Raw genomic sequence first — 18309 nt, forward strand, 5'->3', positions numbered from 1 at the left:
GCCGTCGCGAACTCCGCGACGGCGCCTTTCTGTTGCGTCCTGAAATATCGGCCGCTCAGTTCATCTTGGCCTTGCGGGCGTCGGCGATGACCTGCTCGAACTCGGTCATGCTGAGCGCGCCGGGCACGCGATACTTGCCGACGATGAAGGACGGGGTGCCATGGAAGCCGAAAGCTTCAGCCTGCTCGTTGTTGCGCTTGAGGATGGCGTCGATGTCCTTGGCGTGCCCGGTGAGATCGCGCTTCAACCGGTCCATGTCGACCCCGGCGGCCGCCAGCAGCTCGTTGATGCGCGGCTCGGTCAGGCGCGAGCTGACGCCGATCATGGCGTCATGGGCCTGGTGATACTTGCCCTGGAATTTGGCCGCCAGCGCGATCCGCGCCGCGGTGACCGAAACCGGCCCGAGGATCGGCCAGTCCTTCATCACCAGCCGCACCTTGCCGTCGTCCTGGACCACCTGGCGCAGCTCGGGCTCGAGCTTGCGGCAATAGGGACAATTGTAGTCGGACCATTCGACGATGGTGATGTTGCCGTCGGGATTGCCTGCGACGGGCGTGTCGGGATCGCGCAGCACCTTGGCTTCGGTCAGCACCTCGTCATCGCCGGCCGCCGCGCGCGCCGGGACGATGCCACCCACCGCGAGAGCACCCGCTCCGATCAGCGTCAAGGCTGCGCGCCGCGTCGGCGCAAGGCCACTCTTCCCAAATCCGGTCATATCTCGTCCCGTTCCGGCCCCATCTTGCGGATATACGCCCGCGGACCGGCCATGTTACGGGTCATATAGAATGGCGCGGGCGGGATTGCCACGCGAATCGCACCCGGTCCAGCTAAGCCGCCGCGCGAGGCAGCATCGCCATCAACGTCCCGCTCATCGTGGCGATCAGCGTGGTCTTGCCGTCATGCTCGGCGTAGGCCTTTGCCTCGCAGAAGGTCAGCGTGCGGCCGGGCTTGACCACTTCGGCCTTGAAGACGAAGCGCTCGCCGCGGGCGGGCGCGAGCAGCGTGGTCTTGAATTCGACGGTGAGGATACCGGCCTCCGGCGGCATCAGGCTGAAGGCCGCAACGCCGCAGGCATTGTCGAGCCCGGCCGTGATGATGCCGGCATGGATGAAACCGTTCTGCTGTGTGAGGGCCGGTGCATGCAGCATCGCCAGCTCGACCTGGCCCGGTGCGAGGCGGACGATCACGATGCCGAGCGTGCGCATGGCCGGCTGGCCATCGAACATGGCGATGGCCGCCGCGCGGTAGCCCGGGTTTTTCGGCTCGAAGGCTGTCATGGCTCACACCTCGGCAGGTTCCGCAAGATGCCTCGAGGCCGCTTCGCGAATGGCATCGGCGAACGGCGCGGACTTCCGCAATTGGCGGTCCATGTGCACGCCGGTGATCTCGCACGTCGCGGCGAGCTCGCCAGTCTCGGCATTCGTCATGTCGTGCCGGAAGCGGATCGACTTGTCCCTGATCTCGAGCAGATGGCTGCGGATCTCGACGATGTCGCCGGCGAGCAGCTCGCGCTTGTAGGCGATGTTCTGCTGCACCGCGGCCATGCCGCGGCCGGAGGAGCGCAAATAGCTCGGCGTCAGGCCAATGCGAGCGAACAGATTCCAGTTGGCCTCGTCGAACTTGCCGACATACCACATGATGTTCATGTGCCCGACATGGTCGCATTGCCATGGATAGACCGTGCCGCGATAGGTTGCCTCCTGCTCCATCGCAATTCCTCCCGCAATTTCGTTCTTGATCGTTGATACGGTAGCGTATCAAACCCGTGTCGCGTTAGCAATACGGCACCGTATCAAGTCCGGGTGAGGCTTCCTTCATGAGCGACGGCAAGGGCGATGTCTGGGTCGAGGCTGGATTTGCCGAGCTCGCCCGTGCGGGGGTGGAGGGCGTGCGGGTCGAGGTGCTCGCCAAGAACCTCGGCGTCACCAAGGGCGGGTTCTACCGGCGCTTCGCCGATCGCGCCGCGCTGCTCGAGGCCATGCTGGAAGCCTGGCGCAAGGGCCGCATCGCCGCGATCGCGCAGCAGACAAGCCTTGACGGGCAAGCGCCGCGCGAACGGCTGAAGGCGGTGATCCAGCTCTATTCCGAGCGGCTCAATCCGGAAGGCATGGCGATCGAGCTTGCGATCCGGCAATGGGCCCGCTCGGACGAGAACGCCGCGGCAGCGGTGGCGAGCGTCGATGCGGCGCGGCTCAAGCACGTCGGCGACCTCTATCGCGCCACCGGCCTTGCGACCGAGGAGGCCGACGCGCAGGCCTTCCTGTTCTACTGCTTCATCTTCGGCCAGAGCCTGTTGTTCGTCGAGAGCGGTCCGCGCAAGCGGTCGCAGCTCGTGGCGAAATCGGCCGAGAAACTGCTCGACTGAGCCAGATCCGGACCCGAAGGGCCGCGGAAGCGTCAAGGGTGCAGCGGTTTTCCGAAAAGATCGTGCGCCAAAATACAGGCGAAAAGGCCGGAGCGTTGCTCCGGCCTTCGTAGCATTCGAAGCTCAGGCGGCGCCCTTCAGCTTCTTGGTACATTCGCTGTAATAGCCGCCGCCCTTCTGGATCCACTTCAAGCCGCCGTTGCCGTTGGTGGTCTTGTTGGCATTGTACTGGTCGACGCAGGTGTGCAGGCGCGCCTTGCCGGCGGGCTCCTTGGCATATTTCGGATCGACCGCGTTCGGGTAAATCGCAGGTCCCGCCGGCAGGGCCGGCGCCGCGGCGGGCGCCGCCTCCTTCTTGGCCTGCTTCGGCTCCGCGGGAGCCGTGGGCGCTGCCGCGGTCGGCGCCGCGGCGGGCGTCGCATCTGCACCGCATTGGGCCTTGCGGAAGTCATTCCACTTCATGGTGCCGAGCGAGCCGTCCTTCTTGGCGGCCTGGTACTTCGCGCTACACTCCTGCGCGGTCAATGCCTGCGCCGGCGCGCTCGCCAGCAATCCCGCGACACCCGACGCTGCGATCGCACACAACAATTTCGTCTGAATGGTCATCCTTGGGTCTCCTGCTTGGTCTTCCCTGACGGAAGTGAATTGAGGATTGCTATCCTAGCGTGCCGGACGCTTGCGACAAGGATGCGATGAGTTGCGCCGGCAAAATATAGTGATCCCGCCGCTTCACTCATTCATGTCGCGTTCAGCAACACGAGCCGACGTTTCAGCCCTTCGCAATTCTCGCAAGCAGAGTGCACCACATGACCTTCACGTCCCGCCTCGCCGCCGTCGCGCTCGCCTCCCTGCTCCTCACCGGCACCGCCTTCGCGCAGACCACCGCACCGGCCGCCAAGACCGACACTGCCGCCACTGTCCCCGACAAGAAGGCAACGAAGGAGCGGTCGGCGGAATCGCTGGAATGCTCGAAGCAAGCGGACGCCAAGGGATTGAAGGGGAAGGAGCGCAAGAAATTCCGTCGCGAATGCAAAAAGGAGGCGAAGGCCGGTAGCGCAGCCGCCGCTCCCGCAGCTCCCGCCGCCGACAAGAAATAAGCCCGTCACGCTTCCTTCCGAGCATCCGCGGAAGACGTCGCGCATTGCGGCATGACGAGCCTGCAATTGTGCGGCTCGGGCGGATTTGCGATAAGGTGGCGTGAAGCAAATCACCGCCTCCCTGTCGTTCGAATGGCCGAGCCGTGCCAAGATCCTGAGCACGGTGGAGACGCTCGTCATCGGCACCGCCGGTGGCCTGGTGTTTCTGCTCGCCGGCCTGCCCGGCGGGCTGATCTCGGGCTCGATGATCGCGGTCGGGATCGCCGCGATCGCCGGCCGCCAGCTGAGCCTGCCGCCGATCCTGACCCAAACCGTGCTGGTGCTGCTCGGCATCTCGCTGGGCTCGGTGGTGTCGCGCCATTTGCTTCAGCAGGTCAGCGCCTATCCTCTCACCATCGGCCTGCTTGCGCTCGCCACGTTCTGCTCGACGTTCGGCTCGAGCTATTACCTCCAGCGCATCCATGGCTGGGACCGCACCTCGGCTTTCCTGGCCGGCAGCCCCGGCGCACTGTCGCAGATCACGATCCTGGCGGTCGAGCGCGGCGCCGACCTGCCGGGCATTGCGGTGGTGCAGACCATGCGCGTCATCATCCTGACCGCCGCGCTGCCGATGGTGCTGGCGATTGCAGGCGTCGCACCCTCCGCCGCGCCGTCGCTGGCAACGACCATCGCCTCGCCGCTCGATCTCCTCGAGCTTGCCGCGGCGTCGCTGGCGGCGGCGTTCGTGTTGCGGCTGATCAGGTTTCCCGCAAGCTGGATGTTCGGCGCGATGATCGGCTCCAGCGTGCTGCATGGTGCCGGATGGGTCGAGGGCGGCCTGCCGGACTGGGTGCGCGGCGTGGCGCTGATCGGGATCGGCGCACTGATCGGCAGCCGTTTCGCGCGGATGCGAATCAAGACGCTCGCCGGCCACCTCGGCGCGGCCCTGGGCTCGTTTGCCGTGGCCATCGCCGTCTCCGCCATCTTCGTCGGCATCGTGGCGCTCACCACCCAGGTGAAATTCTCCGACGTCATCGTCGCCTTCGCGCCCGGCGCCATGGATGCGATGCTGGCGCTGGCCTTGACGCTGCACATCGACCCGATCTTCGTCGGCGCCCATCACCTGTCGCGTTTCGTTTTCGTGACGATCGCAACGCCGGGCATCGTGCACCTGTTCGGGCGCACGCAGGACGACGTGGACGATTGAGCTTTAGCGCTTCGCCGTCCGCACCAATCCCCACGCGGCGATCGCGGCCATCAAGAGCGAGATCAGCACGTTGTAGCCGGCGAGCGAGAGGCCGAGGAAGCGCCACTGCACCTCGTCGCAGCGCACCACCTTCACGGTGTCGAGCTTCGACAAGAGATCGGCGGCGCTACCGAGATTGACGACGGGCCCGGAGCAGTCGGTCGGCCCCTTCCAGAACCCCCATTCGACCCCGGAATGGTAGGCGCCGAGACCGGCATTGACGAGCGTCGCCAGGGCGAGGATCGCGAGCCCCGCCAGCAGCAGCGGCCGCGGCGCGCCGCTCCGCGCCGCCAGCGCCGTGAGCGCACCGAGCGGTATTGCGAGGTAGTAGGCGTAGCGCTGCTCCAGGCACAATGGACAGGGCAGGATCTCCAGGACGAGCTGGAAGAACCAGGCGCCCGCAATCGTGGCTGCGCCGATCAGCGTGACCAAGACCGCGGCGGTCAGCGCGGGGCTCGTGGCGGCCGGCTTGAACGCAGGTATGGCGGCACTCTCGGTGGTCACGGCAGCCTCTTTGGCATCTCTCGCGCCCCAGCCTCTAGCCCCGGCCCATGCGGCTGTCGAGAACGGCTGACATCACTTTGGCGCGGGTTGACCCCGCCCCGTCCATGGCTATAGTCCGCCGGCTTCGCGACGCCGCCTATGGGGCCGACCGAGGGCCCCTGTGGCGGAACTGGTAGACGCGCTCGACTCAAAATCGAGTTCCGCAAGGAGTGCTGGTTCGATTCCGGCCAGGGGCACCACGATAAAACACTAATAATAACTATGCCTTAAGCCGTCGGTTCGATCCCGGATTTCTCCGGAAAATCTTCGCGATGCATTGAAACCACAAGTAAAAGTTCGCTCCAGCCGTCCGTTTTGTTGGCATTTTGTCGGTATCGGGCGAACAAACGTTCATGGCGAATTTCGCTATTCCCGACGAGGGAATTGAGCAGATGGCCCCCAGGAACGACGGCTGAACTTTCCACTCGATATACGTACCAATCGCCGCTGGATATTGTGAACAGATCGGTCTTCCGGCGCACGGGGGCTTTGTCCCTCCCCGTCACATGCGCGGAAACGCAGAAGCAGGGCATAGGACTTGTCGAACATCAATCTCAAGCTTCTCCATACCTTCCTGCTTGCAGCTGAGCACGAAAGCTTCCGGAAGGCCGCCGAGGAATCGAACCGGTCTCCTTCTGCGGTCAGCATGCAGATCCGCGACTTGGAGGAGCAGATCGGCGTCCTCCTTTTTCGCAGAACGCCGCAGAAAGTATTGCTGACATCTGAGGGGCGAATTCTGTTCGAGCAGGCAAAGCGCGCCCTCCAGGAAGTTCAGTCCGGGCTGGATTTGCTGAGCGAGTCAGCACAGTCCCGCAGCCGTCACATTCGCATGGCCTGCGTTCCGACGCTCGCGTCCGGGTGGCTGCCCAACATCCTGGCGACATTCAAGGTCCGCTATCCGCGGAGCCAGGTCCAGCTCATGGAGCTCTCCACGACGCCTATGCTTGAACTCCTCAAGCGGCAGGATGTCGAGTTCGGTATTGGTCCGCAAGTCCCCGACATGGGGGACTATGAGTTCGAGCCGATGCTTGAGGACCCCCTTTTTGCCTGCGTACCGCCGGTGTTCGACGAGGGGCAAGCAAGCACAGGATTCGCCGATCTGGTGGACAAGCCGGTCATCCTGCTGTCGAAAACGACAGCCGTGCGAGGGTTGATCGACGAGACGCTGGAGACGCTCCACGTCCGGCTCGATGTTCAATTTGAAGTTCAGGCCGCCACGACAGCGGTGGCACTGGCCGCGTCCGGCCTCGGCATCGCGATCGTGCCACGAGTCGCGCTGGTGCAGGCCGGCGTGCAGCGGTTTCGTGTGGTCCCGCTCTCCGATCAAATCAAGCTTCGCCAGATTGGCTTGATTACCACGCGCAACTCGGTCAGGCGCCCGAACACCGAGCAGCTGATCTCTTTGATCCGCTCAAGTCTTTCCCAGCTGCGCTGACGCCCTCCCGCTCAGAGCAGCTTCAGGAGCGCATCCACGACCTGACTGGTCGTCGCATTGCCGCCGATGTCCCGTGTCCTCAGCGCTGCATCCTCCAACCCGGCGCACACGGCAGCTTCCATCCTGTCGGCACCAAGGCGCAGCCGATCATCGCGATAGCGCCGGTCCAGGCGTCTCAGCATCAGTATCGCAGCCAGGATCGTTCCATAGGGATTGGCGAGCCCCTTTCCTGCTATGTCGGGCGCCGAGCCATGCGAAGCTTGAAAGAAGCCGATTCCATCACCGACTTCTTCCGACGGGGACATGCCCATGCCGCCGACCGTCGCGGCACCGAGATCGGAAATGATGTCGCCGAACATGTTCTCGGTGACGATGACGTCGAAGTGCGATGGCTTGTTGACGAGATGAACGGTCATCGCATCAACAAGGACGTGCTCGGCTTCAATGTCGGGATAGTCCTTGGCCACCTCGTCGAAGACGGAACGGAAGAACGCATATGTGCGCAGGACATTGGCCTTGTCGCAACAGGTGACCCGGCGCCGGCCGTCCTTTGGCGAGCCGTTACGCGATCTGGCGAGGTCGAACGCGAACCGGACGATACGCTCGATACCTTTCCTAGTCTGAACTAGCGTGTCGACTGCGACTTCCTCCCTCAGCAGCGCACCCGCGCCGCGCGCGGCGTAGAGCCCCTCGCTATTCTCCCTGACGATGACGTAATCGATCGACCCCGGATGCCCGAGCGGAGACGGCACGCCCTTGTAGAGCCTAATGGGCCGCACGTTGGCATACAGATCCAACTTGAAGCGAAGTGAGAGCGTGAAATCAAGTCCGGCTTCGGTTCCGTCAGGGTGAACCACACCGGGAATGCCAGCCGCACCATGGAGAATGGCGTCGGCCCCGCGACAGCCCTCGAACGAGGTCGCCGGAAAAGAGTCTCCCGTTTCGAGAAAGTGAGTGGCACCCGCCGGGTATTCCACGAACTGGAGCGTGCCGGTCTGGACACCAGCCTGCAGCACCGCAACCGCCGCACGAGCGACTTCCGGTCCGATGCCATCTCCGTGCACGACCGCAATTTTGTAACTGTCCTTCATGATACTCGCTCGGTTGATTGTAGTGGTCTCGTCTCTTCCCTCGCAGCCACGAATGCGCAAGGTCACGCATCGGCGCGCCACCTTGGGTGAAGCGTCGATCAGATGTGTATCGTCACGACTGACCGCGAAGCCGACAGAATGATCGGGTCAGTCCAGCTTGATCCAGACTCCCTTCGTGTTGAGGTACTCATCGAGCTGTTCGGTGCCGCCTTCACGGCCATATCCACTCATCTTGTAGCCGCCGAAAGGCAATGCAGGATCGATCGCGTGATAGGTGTTCACCCAGACCGATCCCGCCCGGAGACTGCGCGAAATGATGTGGGCCTTGCTTACGTCACGCGTGAAGACACCCGCCGCAAGCCCGTATGGTGTCGCATTGGCGCGCTCCACGGCTTCATCGAGCGTGTCGAACGGCAGTGCGGAAATGACCGGACCAAAGATTTCGTCACGGGCGATCTGCATGTCGTCGGAGACGCCGGCGAACACGGTCGGCTCGACGAAGTTGCCCTTCGCGAAACTCCCCTCTCTCAGTCTTCGGCCTCCGGTCACGACCTTCGCGCCCTGGTCGCGTCCGCTGTTCAGGAAGCCTTCGACCTTGTCGAGCTGTCGCTCGGAAACGAGGGGTCCGATCTCCGTCATGGGATCAGCTCCGTCGCCGATCTTGAGGGCCGAAGCGAACTTTCCGAGCCGTTCGACCAACTCGTCGTGGATCGCTCGCTCGACGAACAGGCGGGAGCCGGCGATGCAGATCTGGCCCGAATTGGCGAACGCTGCCATCGCGGCAATCGGGACAGCCTTGTCGAGGTCCGCGTCGGCGCAGACGATGACCGGCGACTTTCCGCCAAGCTCGAGGGATACCCGTTTGAGATTGCCGGCCGACGCTCGGATGATCGCCTGGCCAGTGGCAGTGGATCCCGTGAAGACGATCTTGTCGACACCGGGATGTTCGGCCAAAGGCGCGCCGGCCTCCGGGCCGGTCCCGGTCACGACGTTGACGACGCCGGGCGGCACACCTGCCTCGTTCATCAAATCCGCGATCAGGAGGGGCGTTAGCGGCGCCTCTTCGGAAGGCTTGAGCACGATGGTGCATCCGGTCGCGAGCGCAGGTCCGATCTTCCAAACCGACGCAGCGGTGGGCGCGTTCCACGGGATGATCGCGCCGACCACGCCGACCGGCTCCTTCCGCGTGAACGAAACTATGTCGCCGGGAAGCGAATTGTCGATCGTCTGCCCATGAATCGCCGTCGCCATGCCGGCGTAGTATCTGAGCATGCCGAGCACGCGAAGCTTGTTCGCCCGCGTCCTGACGATCGGCATACCCATGTCGGCGGTGTCGGACCGGCTGATCTCCTCCCAATGCTTCTCGAACAGATCGGCAATGCGCAGGAGCAGAGCCTGTCGCTCGAACGGTTTGAAGCGGCTCCACGGTCCCACGAAGGCGCGCCGGGCGGCGCTAACGGCAATGTCGATGTCGCCAGCATCGCCACGCGGGACACGGCCGATCACCTCGCCAGTCGCGGGATTGCGCGTCTCGAGGACTTTTCCCGAGCGGGCCTCAACCCACGCGCCATCGACGAACATCTTGCGAGTTCGGCCATCTACGGGAAATCGGATATCGGTCATTGTCATTGGATCGGTCGTCCCTGTCTCAACACTCGTTCTCGGTCTAGGCTGCCGGCTTCGTTTTTCGAAGGAGCCGCGCCAGGTCGGAAATATAGGCTTGGCCATGGCCGCTCTCGACCACAGCCGCGATCGCAGTGCTGACACCGTCTGCGATCGCTTTGGATGCGCCGGAGTTGCTCGCCATCATCCGGTAGTAGGAGATATCCTTTAGCGCATTATCGATAAAGAACGGGATCGTGCCGGTATCGCCCGTCACGATTGCGGGCGCCATGCGCTGGAGCGCAACGCCAGCCCCGCCTCCTTTGGCAAGGACGTCGACGAAGACCGCCGGATCGACGCCTGCATCGGCGGCCTGCGCCGCGGCCTCGCCAAGCAGCGCCATGAAGCCGATCGATACATAATTATGGAGCAGCTTGAGCCGGTGGCCGAACCCCACCGGGCCGACATGTTCCACACCCTCGGTGAAAGAGGCAAGAACCGCGCGGACGCTGCGAAGGTCGGCTTCGTCGCCGCCAACCAGAAGGTTCAGCGTTCCTTCTTCCGCGTGCCTGGCGGTGCGCGTCATGGGCGCATCGAGAAAGCGTCCACCCGCCGCCTCGACCGCGGCGGCCATCCGCAATGTCGAGTCCGGCAGCGCCGTCGAGCAATCGACAATGATGGTGCCCTTACGGAGGCCAGACAGAACGCCCGCTTCGCCCGACAGGATCGCTTCGACCTGAGGCGAACCCGTTACGCAGAGGATGATAACATCCGACGCGCTCGCGACCTCACCGGGCGTCTTGCAGGCCGTGGCCCTGAGGCTGAGGAGATCGTCAACGGGTTGATTGCCCGGATGGTCGAGAAAGGCCAGAGGAAAGCTGCCCCGCGCCAGGACATTCTTTGCGATTCCATGGCCCATCAGACCTACACCGACAATTCCGACTCTCAGCTTAGTCATCTCATTCATCGTTCATGCAAGCCTCTCGTGAATGACGGCGTAGATGATCTGTTGCTCTGTCGCCTGATCGCGTCGACGATCTTCTCGCGCTTGGCGACCACGATCCGATGGACAGCGCCAGCAATTTGGCAGGTAAGAGCGGATCACGACGCTAGCCGAGCCCGCATCCGCAGATGCTCCGCGCGGCTCATTTGGTCGGCGCAACGTTGCGGCACCGACGCGTGGCGGCGCGACCGGATTTGAAGGCCGAGCCATGCTCTTGCGCTGGATAGGCCGCTTGCAATCATCGTTTCCTCGCCTGCGACAGGCTTCTTTCTTGATGGCGCAAGATGAGCGGCGTCGTCCGGTTCCACGCAAGGCGCTTTTTCTGACCTCCCGTTTGGTTTTTCTGATCTGCCAGCCTTTCCTCGGGGGGTCGGAAAAACCCACGGGGTTACTTCGGTCATGCCGAGGCACGTCGACGGTCCAACGAGGGCCGCAGTGTCACCCGGACATCGGCCCGTGAGAAAAACTGACACCCCGTTCAGAATTACTGCGCTACGCCAGCATTGCTTCAGCACTCTGCCGAGAATTAGATCCGCAAACATCAATCATAACGAAGCCAAGTCGACTTGGCGGACAGACGGGGGAATCGCGATGAGTCAGACCACCACCTTTGCCGGTGCCGCCGGCGCTGCCAAGTCGGCGATCGAGACTTCGACCATTCGCGCCATCTCCTGGCGACTGATCCCGTTCCTGGTGCTGGCCTACTTCTTCTCCTACCTCGATCGCGTCAATCTCGGCTTTGCCGCGCTGACCATGAATGCGGACCTGAAATTTTCCCCGTTGGTGTTCGCCTGGGGCGCCGGCATCTTCTTCATCGGCTATTTCATCTTCGAGGTGCCGAGCAATCTGGCGCTGGAGAAATTCGGCGCCAGCCGCTGGATCGCCCGGATCATGGTGACCTGGGGCATCATCTCGGCGCTGATGGCGATGGTCAGCGGCGAGACCAGCTTCTACATTCTGCGCTTTCTGCTCGGTGTCGCCGAGGCCGGTTTCTTCCCCGGCATCATCCTCTATCTCACCTATTGGTACCCGGCCGAGTACCGCGGCCGCTTCATCGCGGCCTTTGCGATCGCGGTCCCCGTATCCACCGTGATCGGCGCACCGATCTCGGGCTTGCTGCTCGGCCTCGACGGCCTCATGGGGTTGAAGGGCTGGCAATGGCTGTTCATCATCGAGGGCATTCCGTCGGTGCTGCTCGGCATCGCCACCTGGTTCTATCTCACCGACAAGCCGGAGAAGGCAGATTGGCTCTCGCCCGAGCAGAAGACCTGGCTCAAGGCCAAGCTTGATGCGGAGGCTGCGGCCAAGAAGGCGGTCAAACATCTGTCTCTTGGCAAAGCGCTGACCTCGCCGAAGGTGATCACGCTGAGCCTGATCTATTTCGGCTTCGTCGGCGCGCTCTACGGCATGCAGTTCTGGCTGCCGCAGATCGTCAAGGCGTTCGGCCTGACGAACACACAGACCGGCTTCGTCACCGCGATTCCCTATCTGTTCGGGACCATCGCCATGATCTTGTGGGCGCGGCATTCCGATGCCACGCGTGAGCGCGTGTTCCATGTCGGCGCACCGCTGCTGCTGACTGCTATTGCGCTCGCGGTGTCCTCCTATCTCACCGATCCCACGCTGACGATGGTGGCGCTGACGGTGGCGGCGATCGGCGTGTTCTGCTGCTTCGGCGTGTTCTGGACGCTGCCGACCGCCTGGCTCTCCGGCACGGCGGCCGCCGGCGCCATCGCGCTGATCAACTCGATCGGCAACCTCGCAGGCTTTGGCGGTCCTTATCTGATCGGCTGGGTCAAGGAAGCAACGGGGCAGACCTCGACCGGTCTCTTGGTGCTTGCGGTCCTGCCGCTGATCGCCGGGGTCCTGGTGTTCATCGGCGGCCACGACAGCAAGCACGAGTTCGGCGAGCCGGGACGGTAGCCTTTGCAGCATCGCCCGGTAGATCCTAGCCCCATTCCCAACTTGGGGGATGGGACGACTGCCGTCAGGAGCGATGAGGGCTCGACTGGAGTGCCCCGATCCTTTGCTAGACCTGGACCGAGGTTAGCTTTTTCAGGCAGCGCAACGCAAATGACGACCGGCTGTGCCGGATGCCAGGGATGCGATAGAGCTTTTCGCGCAGGAAGCGTTCATAGCCGGCGGTGCTTTCGACCGCGACCTTCACAATGTAATCGTAATCGCCGGTGGTGAGATAGGCCTCGATCACCTCCGGCAAATTCGTCAGCAATTGACCAAAGCGTTCGAGCATCTCCTCGTCGTGACGATCGAGCGTCAGCTCTATGATGACCGTTTCGGGCAGGCCAAGCTTGTCCTGATTGAGCAGCGCGACGTAGCCATCGATATAGCCCTGCGTCTCGAGACGCTTCAGCCTGTTCCAGCATGGCGTGGTGGAGAGCCCAATCCTGTCGGCGAGTTGCGCCGTCGTCAGGCGTGCATCCTGCTGCAAGGCGCGCAGGATCTTGCGATCGATCTCGTCTAGCCGAAGCGCATCCTTGCGCGGGGCCTTGACCGGCCTCGAGGCACGTCCGATCGGCACCATACCAAGAACTCCATTCTGGCCTTACGGCTTATATGTGGAATATCCTTATCGCATATCCAGGCTATACCCAGATCAAAAGAACAACAATCCTGGTCTTTGCCAGTACGATGTACTTACAAAACGAGACGTATGCGGTGTTTTTTCTCGAACTCCAGACCAGCGATATGCACGCCGCACTCGGCCGCCTGCTCGACCAGACCCGTGTCGCGGGGCTGCGGCTTGCCGCCGTCAGCGCGCGCGTGGATTCGAACGCCTGCCGCATCTCGGCTTCCATAGATATCGATGACCGCGACGTCGTCGACCGGCTCGTTCGCCGCGTTGGTGCGTTATTCTGCATCGATGCAATCGAGGTGAGAGGTGAAAGCCAATGCCCGACCCCGACCTCATCCATGACATGATCCCGCCAGGCGAGGCGGCTCAATCCGCCGAGCATCCGCCACTGAGGCTGCACGTGCCGGAACCAGCGGTGCGCCCGGGCGGCACGCCAGATTTCTCGAACATCCGCATTCCGCGCGCAGGCCAGGTCAATCGTCCCGCAGTCGACGTGGACGCCGAGACGATTCGTGATCTCGCCTTCTCCGTCATTCGCGTGCTCAATCGCGATGGCGAGGCCGTGGGTCCCTGGGCAGGCACCCTCTCGGACAGCGAACTGCTCGAGGGCTTGCGTCACATGATGACGTTGCGTGCATTTGACGCGCGGATGCAGACAGCACAGCGTCAGGGCAAGACGTCGTTCTATATGCAGCATATGGGCGAAGAGGCCGTGAGTTGCGCCTTCCGCAAGGCGCTTCTTCCGGGCGACATGAATTTTCCGACCTATCGCCAGGCGGGGCTTTTGATCGCCGGCGGCTACTCGCTGGTCGAGATGGCCTGTCAGATCTACTCCAACACGCACGATCCCCTGAAGGGGCGCCAGCTACCGGTGATGTATTCCTCCAGGGAGCACGGCTTCTTCTCGATCTCCGGCAATCTCGCCACCCAATACATCCAGGCGGTCGGCTGGGCGATGGCGTCCGCGATCAAGAACGACACCAAGATCGCAGTTGCGTGGATCGGCGATGGGGCAACTGCCGAATCCGACTTCCATGCCGCACTGGTGTTCGCCTCGACCTATCGCGCGCCGGTCGTGCTCAACATCGTCAACAATCAATGGGCCATCTCGACCTTCCAGGGCATCGCACGCGGCGGCTCCGGCACGTTTGCGGCGCGCGGTCTCGGCTTCGGCATTCCGGCACTACGTGTCGACGGCAACGACTACCTTGCAGTCCATGCGGTCGCGAAATGGGCCTGCGAACGCGCACGCCGCAACCTCGGCCCGACCCTGATCGAGCACGTAACCTATCGCGTCGGTGCGCATTCTACTTCGGACGACCCAGCGGGCTATCGGCCGAAGACAGAATCCGAAGCGTGGCCGCTCGGAGATCCCGTGATCAGGCTGAAGAACCATTTGATCGTCCGCGGCGCCTGGTCGGAGGAGCGGCACAAGCAGGCTGAGGCGGAGATCCTGGACACAGTCGTTTCGGCCCAAAAGGAAGCCGAGAGCTACGGCACGCTCCATTCCGAGCAACGTCCTTCGGCGCGTGACATGTTCGAGGGCGTATTTGCAGATATGCCGCCACATCTGCGCCGTCAGCGCCAGGAAGCCGGAGTCTGAACCATGACACGGCGGACCATGATCGAGGCGATTCGCGACGCGATGGATGTGATGATGTCGCGCGACAACGATGTCGTCGTGTTCGGCGAGGATGTCGGCTATTTCGGCGGTGTGTTTCGCGCCAGCCAGGGTCTACAGGCGAAATACGGAACGAGCCGTTGCTTCGATACCCCGATCAGCGAGCTCGGCATCGTCGGCATCGCGGTGGGCATGGCAGCTTATGGCCTGAAACCCTGCGTCGAAATCCAGTTCGCCGATTACATGTATCCGGCTTACGACCAGATCGTCTCCGAGGCCGCGCGGCTACGCTATCGGTCGAATGGCCAGTTCACCTGCCCGCTCGTCGTGCGCATGCCGACCGGCGGCGGCATCTTTGGCGGGCAGACGCACAGCCAGAGCCCGGAAGCTCTGTTCACCCATGTCTGCGGCATCAAGACCGTCGTGCCATCGAACCCGCGCGACGCCAAGGGTCTGCTGATCTCCGCCATCGAGGACCCCGATCCCGTGATCTTTCTCGAACCGAAGCGGCTCTATAACGGTCCATTCGACGGTCATCATGATCGGCCGGTGACGCCGTGGTCGAAGCATGATCTCGGCGAAGTCGACGACGGACATTTTGCAATTCCGCTCGGTAGCGCCGCGATCCGCCGGCACGGCGAGGCCGTCACCATCCTCGCCTACGGCACGATGGTTCATGTCGCCGAGACCGCCGCGACCGAAGCCGGTATTGATGCCGAGATTATCGATCTTCGCTCGCTGCTGCCGCTCGATCTCGACACCATCGAAGCCTCGGTCAAGAAGACCGGACGCTGCGTGATCGTGCATGAGGCAACGCTGACCTCCGGATTCGGTGCTGAGCTCTGCGCACTGGTCCAGACGCGATGCTTCTATCATCTGGAAGCCCCCATCGCGCGGGTCGCCGGCTGGGACACGCCCTACCCACACGCACAGGAATGGGACTACTTTCCGGGCCCGGCGCGAGTCAGTCGTGCGCTGATCGAAACGCTGGAGGCTTGAAATGGCCGAGCGCGTGGTCAAGCTGCCCGACGTCGGCGAAGGCATTGCGGAAGCCGAGCTCGTGGAATGGCACGTGAAGGTCGGCGATGTCGTGCGCGAGGACGCCGTGCTCGGCGCAGTCATGACCGACAAGGCGACGGTGGAAATTCCCTCGCCCGCCGAGGGACGGGTCATCTGGCTCGCCGGCAGTGTGGGCGACGTTCTCGCCATCGGCTCGGACTTCGTTCGGCTGGAGGTCGACGGCAAGAGCGCGCCCGCGACGGAAGCGGTGAAGCTCGCATCGTCCGCGGCAAGCGCTTCGGCCAAAAAGTCTGATCATGCCGCAAGCGCCCCGCGCGTGCCGGCGAGCGATCCGCCCAATGCGCGGAGGACGCAGCCATCAGCGGCGCTACTCCGCCACGCAAGCGATCGGCCTTTGGCCGCCCCGGCGGTTCGGCTCCGCGCGCGGGAAGCAGGCGTCGACTTGCGTCAGATTCGCGGAACGGGCCCGGCCGGGCGGGTCACCCACGATGATCTTGACGCCCATTTCGCGCGCGGCGGTATCGGAACGACAGCGACGCCGTATCCCGCGCAAACCGCGGTGACCGACATCAAGATCGTCGGCTTACGCCGCAAGATCGCCGAGAAGATGTCGATTGCGAACTCGCGCATTCCGCACATCACCTATATCGAAGAGGTCGATGTCACCGCGCTCGAGGATTTGCGCGCGAAGCTCAACAGCCAGAAGCAGCCGGGCAGGCCCAAACTGACATTGTTGCCGTTCCTGATGCGCGCCATGGTGCGCGCGATCACCGGGCTGCCGCATCTCAATGCCCATTTCGACGACGAGGCCGGGATCGTTCACCAGCACGCGGGCGTTCATATCGGGATTGCCACGCAAACGCCGACCGGCTTGGTGGTCCCCGTCGTCCGGCATGCGGAAGCGCGCGACCTCTGGAATTGCGCCGCCGAGGTCGCGCGGATCGCGGAAGCGGCGCGGAACGGCAGCGCCACCCGCGACGAACTCACCGGCTCGACCATCACGATCACGTCGCTCGGCGCACTGGGCGGGCTCGCGACGACGCCCATCATCAATCATCCGGAGGTCGCAATCGTCGGTGTCAACCGCATCGCCATCCGTCCGCATTGGGATGGCGCCGTCTTCGTTCCGCGTCAGATGATGAATCTGTCGTCCAGCTTTGATCACCGGGTGATCGATGGGTTCGATGCAGCCCAGTTCGTGCAGCGGATCAAGACACAGCTGGAGACACCGGCCATGATCTTCATTGACGCATAAGACAATGACCGAAATCACCTGCAAGCTCCTTGTCATCGGCGCGGGCCCCGGCGGCTACACCTGCGCGATCCGTGCCGGCCAGCTCGGCATCGATACGATCATCGTCGAGGCCGAAAAGCCGGGTGGAACCTGTCTCAATGTCGGCTGCATTCCTTCCAAGGCCTTGATCCATGCGGCCGGTGAGTATGAAACCATCGCGCGGGCCGCCGATGGCAAGAATGTCTTCGGCATTTCCGCTGCGCCGCCATCACTCAACTTCGCGAGGACCATCGCCTGGAAGGATGATATCGTCAGGCGCCTGAACGGCGGCGTGGCTGGTCTACTGAAAAGAGCCGGCGCCAGATACGTGGCTGGTCGCGCCTCCTTTCGCGACGGCAAGACCGTCGAGGTCGAAACGCCATCCGGCCGACAGGTGATCCGTGCCGAAACGGTGGTGATCGCGACGGGCTCCGAGCCGGTTGCGCTGCCGTTCCTTCCCTTCGGAGGCCGCGTGATCTCCTCGACCGAGGCTTTGGCGCTCACCGAAATCCCGAAGAAGCTTGTCGTGGTCGGCGGCGGTTACATTGGCCTCGAGCTCGGCACTGCGCTCGCGAAAATGGGCGCAGCCGTCACGGTCGTCGAGGCTGCGCCGCGCATTCTCCCGCAATATGATGTCGACCTGAGTGAGCCCATCGCAAGGCGCCTGACCGCGCTCGGAGTCACGGTTCTGACGGGCGCAAAGGTGCAAGCACTCGGCACGGAAAGCGCGGCGCTGGCGATCGAGACCGCCAGCGGGGAGCAGACGTCACTCGAAGCCGACAAGATCCTTGTTACGGTCGGCCGCAGACCCGCGACAAGCGGCTTCGGGCTCGAGATTCTCGATCTCGACATGGATGGACCTTTTATCAGAATCGACGACCGATGCCGCACCTCGATGCACGGCGTCTCCGCGATCGGAGACGTCACGGGAGAGCCGATGCTGGCGCATCGCGCCATGGCGCAAGGCGAAATGGTGGCTGAGATCGTTGCCGGTCGCCGTCGCGCCTGGGACCGCATTTCGATCCCGGCGATCTGCTTCACTGACCCCGAGATTGTCACGGTCGGCCTGTCACCCAACGAGGCGAGCAGCAGGGGTTTCGAGGTCAAGACGGACCTCTTCCCGTTCAAGGCCAACGGCCGCGCACTGACGCTGGATCGGGAAGACGGCTTCATCCGAACCGTCGCGCGAGCCGACAATCATCTCCTGTTGGGAATCCAGGGTGTTGGCGCCGGCATCGCCGAGCTCTCGGCAGCCTTCGGTCTTGCGCTGGAGATGGGCGCGCGCCTCGAGGATGTCGCCATGACCATCCATGCGCATCCGACCCAAGGCGAAGCCTTTCACGAGGCCGCGCTGAAGTCGCTGGGACATGCGATTCATATTTAGTCGTATAGGAACTCCCATGCCCCGCGCCGCGGCGGCGCCTCCCGTCGGGGGAATTGT

The 18309-nt window shown here is 63.3% G+C and carries 20 protein-coding genes and 1 tRNA gene; 11 read left to right on the forward strand and 10 right to left on the reverse strand.

Translation table 11 applies throughout. From position 1 onward, the window contains the following. Positions 1 to 55 precede the first annotated feature (55 nt). The 3 genes from N2602_RS36745 to N2602_RS36755 all read right to left on the reverse strand — a co-directional run bounded on the left by N2602_RS36745 (position 56) and on the right by N2602_RS36755 (position 1709). A complete protein-coding gene (locus N2602_RS36745) occupies positions 56 to 715 on the reverse strand; it encodes a DsbA family protein (protein WP_260381146.1) in 660 nt (219 codons plus the stop codon). 112 nt (positions 716 to 827) lie between these two features. Further along, the gene (locus tag N2602_RS36750; RefSeq protein ID WP_260381147.1) at positions 828 to 1277 is read right to left on the reverse strand and encodes a PaaI family thioesterase; all 450 of its coding nucleotides are present in this window, start codon (positions 1275 to 1277) and stop codon (positions 828 to 830) included. A gap of 3 nt (positions 1278 to 1280) precedes the next feature. Next, entirely contained in the window at positions 1281 to 1709 is a 429-nt protein-coding gene (locus N2602_RS36755) for a thioesterase family protein (protein WP_172785995.1), read from the reverse strand. Positions 1710 to 1816: 107 nt separating this feature from the next. Here N2602_RS36755 and N2602_RS36760 point away from each other — a divergent pair, with 107 nt between their 5' ends. Continuing rightward, positions 1817 to 2365, forward strand: a complete 549-nt coding sequence (locus tag N2602_RS36760; protein WP_172785996.1) for a TetR/AcrR family transcriptional regulator — start codon at positions 1817 to 1819, stop codon at positions 2363 to 2365. 123 nt (positions 2366 to 2488) lie between these two features. Here the strand turns inward: N2602_RS36760 and N2602_RS36765 are convergent, their stop codons facing one another. Continuing rightward, the gene (locus tag N2602_RS36765) at positions 2489 to 2971 is read right to left on the reverse strand and encodes a hypothetical protein (RefSeq protein ID WP_260381148.1); all 483 of its coding nucleotides are present in this window, start codon (positions 2969 to 2971) and stop codon (positions 2489 to 2491) included. 200 nt (positions 2972 to 3171) lie between these two features. Between N2602_RS36765 and N2602_RS36770 the strand changes: the two genes are divergently transcribed. Then, a complete protein-coding gene (locus N2602_RS36770) occupies positions 3172 to 3462 on the forward strand; it encodes a PsiF family protein (RefSeq protein ID WP_172785998.1) in 291 nt (96 codons plus the stop codon). Positions 3463 to 3562: 100 nt separating this feature from the next. Then, positions 3563 to 4648 (forward strand): AbrB family transcriptional regulator, encoded by a 1086-nt coding sequence (locus N2602_RS36775; RefSeq protein ID WP_260381149.1) that lies wholly within the window; start codon positions 3563 to 3565, stop codon positions 4646 to 4648. A 3-nt stretch (positions 4649 to 4651) separates the two neighbouring features. On the opposite strand, the gene N2602_RS36780 is transcribed toward N2602_RS36775, so the two are convergent. After that, positions 4652 to 5191, reverse strand: a complete 540-nt coding sequence (locus N2602_RS36780) for a disulfide bond formation protein B (RefSeq protein ID WP_212256256.1) — start codon at positions 5189 to 5191, stop codon at positions 4652 to 4654. 154 nt (positions 5192 to 5345) lie between these two features. Between N2602_RS36780 and N2602_RS36785 the strand changes: the two genes are divergently transcribed. Beyond that, positions 5346 to 5430 (forward strand) — tRNA-Leu (locus N2602_RS36785). Positions 5431 to 5457: 27 nt separating this feature from the next. Here N2602_RS36785 and N2602_RS36790 read toward each other — a convergent pair. Continuing rightward, positions 5458 to 5712, reverse strand: a complete 255-nt coding sequence (locus N2602_RS36790; RefSeq protein ID WP_260381150.1) for a hypothetical protein — start codon at positions 5710 to 5712, stop codon at positions 5458 to 5460. Between the two features lie 56 nt (positions 5713 to 5768). On the opposite strand from N2602_RS36790, the gene N2602_RS36795 reads away from it, so the two are divergent. Next, the gene (locus N2602_RS36795; RefSeq protein WP_172786001.1) at positions 5769 to 6665 is read left to right on the forward strand and encodes a LysR family transcriptional regulator; all 897 of its coding nucleotides are present in this window, start codon (positions 5769 to 5771) and stop codon (positions 6663 to 6665) included. Positions 6666 to 6676: 11 nt separating this feature from the next. Here the strand turns inward: N2602_RS36795 and N2602_RS36800 are convergent, their stop codons facing one another. The 3 genes from N2602_RS36800 to N2602_RS36810 form a co-directional block, all read right to left on the reverse strand. Continuing rightward, positions 6677 to 7756 carry an isocitrate/isopropylmalate dehydrogenase family protein gene (locus tag N2602_RS36800; RefSeq protein WP_172786002.1) on the reverse strand — a complete coding sequence of 360 codons (1080 nt, stop codon included), beginning with the start codon at positions 7754 to 7756 and terminating at the stop codon, positions 6677 to 6679. Positions 7757 to 7903: 147 nt separating this feature from the next. After that, complete coding sequence (locus N2602_RS36805; protein WP_172786003.1) at positions 7904 to 9385, reverse strand: aldehyde dehydrogenase; 1482 nt, start codon at positions 9383 to 9385, stop codon at positions 7904 to 7906. A 37-nt stretch (positions 9386 to 9422) separates the two neighbouring features. After that, positions 9423 to 10316, reverse strand: a complete 894-nt coding sequence (locus tag N2602_RS36810) for an NAD(P)-dependent oxidoreductase (protein ID WP_260381151.1) — start codon at positions 10314 to 10316, stop codon at positions 9423 to 9425. Positions 10317 to 10952: 636 nt separating this feature from the next. Between N2602_RS36810 and N2602_RS36815 the strand changes: the two genes are divergently transcribed. Next, positions 10953 to 12284, forward strand: a complete 1332-nt coding sequence (locus N2602_RS36815) for an MFS transporter (RefSeq protein ID WP_260381152.1) — start codon at positions 10953 to 10955, stop codon at positions 12282 to 12284. A gap of 106 nt (positions 12285 to 12390) precedes the next feature. Here the strand turns inward: N2602_RS36815 and N2602_RS36820 are convergent, their stop codons facing one another. Beyond that, the gene (locus N2602_RS36820) at positions 12391 to 12903 is read right to left on the reverse strand and encodes an Lrp/AsnC family transcriptional regulator (protein WP_172786005.1); all 513 of its coding nucleotides are present in this window, start codon (positions 12901 to 12903) and stop codon (positions 12391 to 12393) included. Positions 12904 to 12935: 32 nt separating this feature from the next. Here N2602_RS36820 and N2602_RS36825 point away from each other — a divergent pair, with 32 nt between their 5' ends. Genes N2602_RS36825 through lpdA form a run of 5 tightly spaced genes read left to right on the forward strand, consistent with a single transcriptional unit; the run spans position 12936 to position 18252 of the window. Then, positions 12936 to 13301: a hypothetical protein gene (locus N2602_RS36825; protein WP_172786006.1), complete on the forward strand. Its 366-nt coding sequence runs from the start codon at positions 12936 to 12938 to the stop codon at positions 13299 to 13301. Next, positions 13298 to 14557 carry a 3-methyl-2-oxobutanoate dehydrogenase (2-methylpropanoyl-transferring) subunit alpha gene (locus N2602_RS36830; RefSeq protein WP_260383804.1) on the forward strand — a complete coding sequence of 420 codons (1260 nt, stop codon included), beginning with the start codon at positions 13298 to 13300 and terminating at the stop codon, positions 14555 to 14557. Before N2602_RS36825 ends, N2602_RS36830 begins: the two co-directional genes overlap by 4 nt. A 3-nt stretch (positions 14558 to 14560) precedes the next feature. Continuing rightward, the gene (locus tag N2602_RS36835) at positions 14561 to 15574 is read left to right on the forward strand and encodes an alpha-ketoacid dehydrogenase subunit beta (RefSeq protein WP_260381153.1); all 1014 of its coding nucleotides are present in this window, start codon (positions 14561 to 14563) and stop codon (positions 15572 to 15574) included. A gap of 1 nt (position 15575) precedes the next feature. After that, complete coding sequence (locus tag N2602_RS36840; RefSeq protein WP_260381154.1) at positions 15576 to 16850, forward strand: dihydrolipoamide acetyltransferase family protein; 1275 nt, start codon at positions 15576 to 15578, stop codon at positions 16848 to 16850. 4 nt (positions 16851 to 16854) lie between these two features. Then, positions 16855 to 18252, forward strand: coding sequence for a dihydrolipoyl dehydrogenase (gene lpdA, locus N2602_RS36845; protein ID WP_260381155.1), 1398 nt, complete (start codon positions 16855 to 16857; stop codon positions 18250 to 18252). Positions 18253 to 18309: the final 57 nt, after the last annotated feature.

This window comes from Bradyrhizobium sp. NC92, assembly GCF_025200865.1.
Lineage (GTDB): Bacteria > Pseudomonadota > Alphaproteobacteria > Rhizobiales > Xanthobacteraceae > Bradyrhizobium.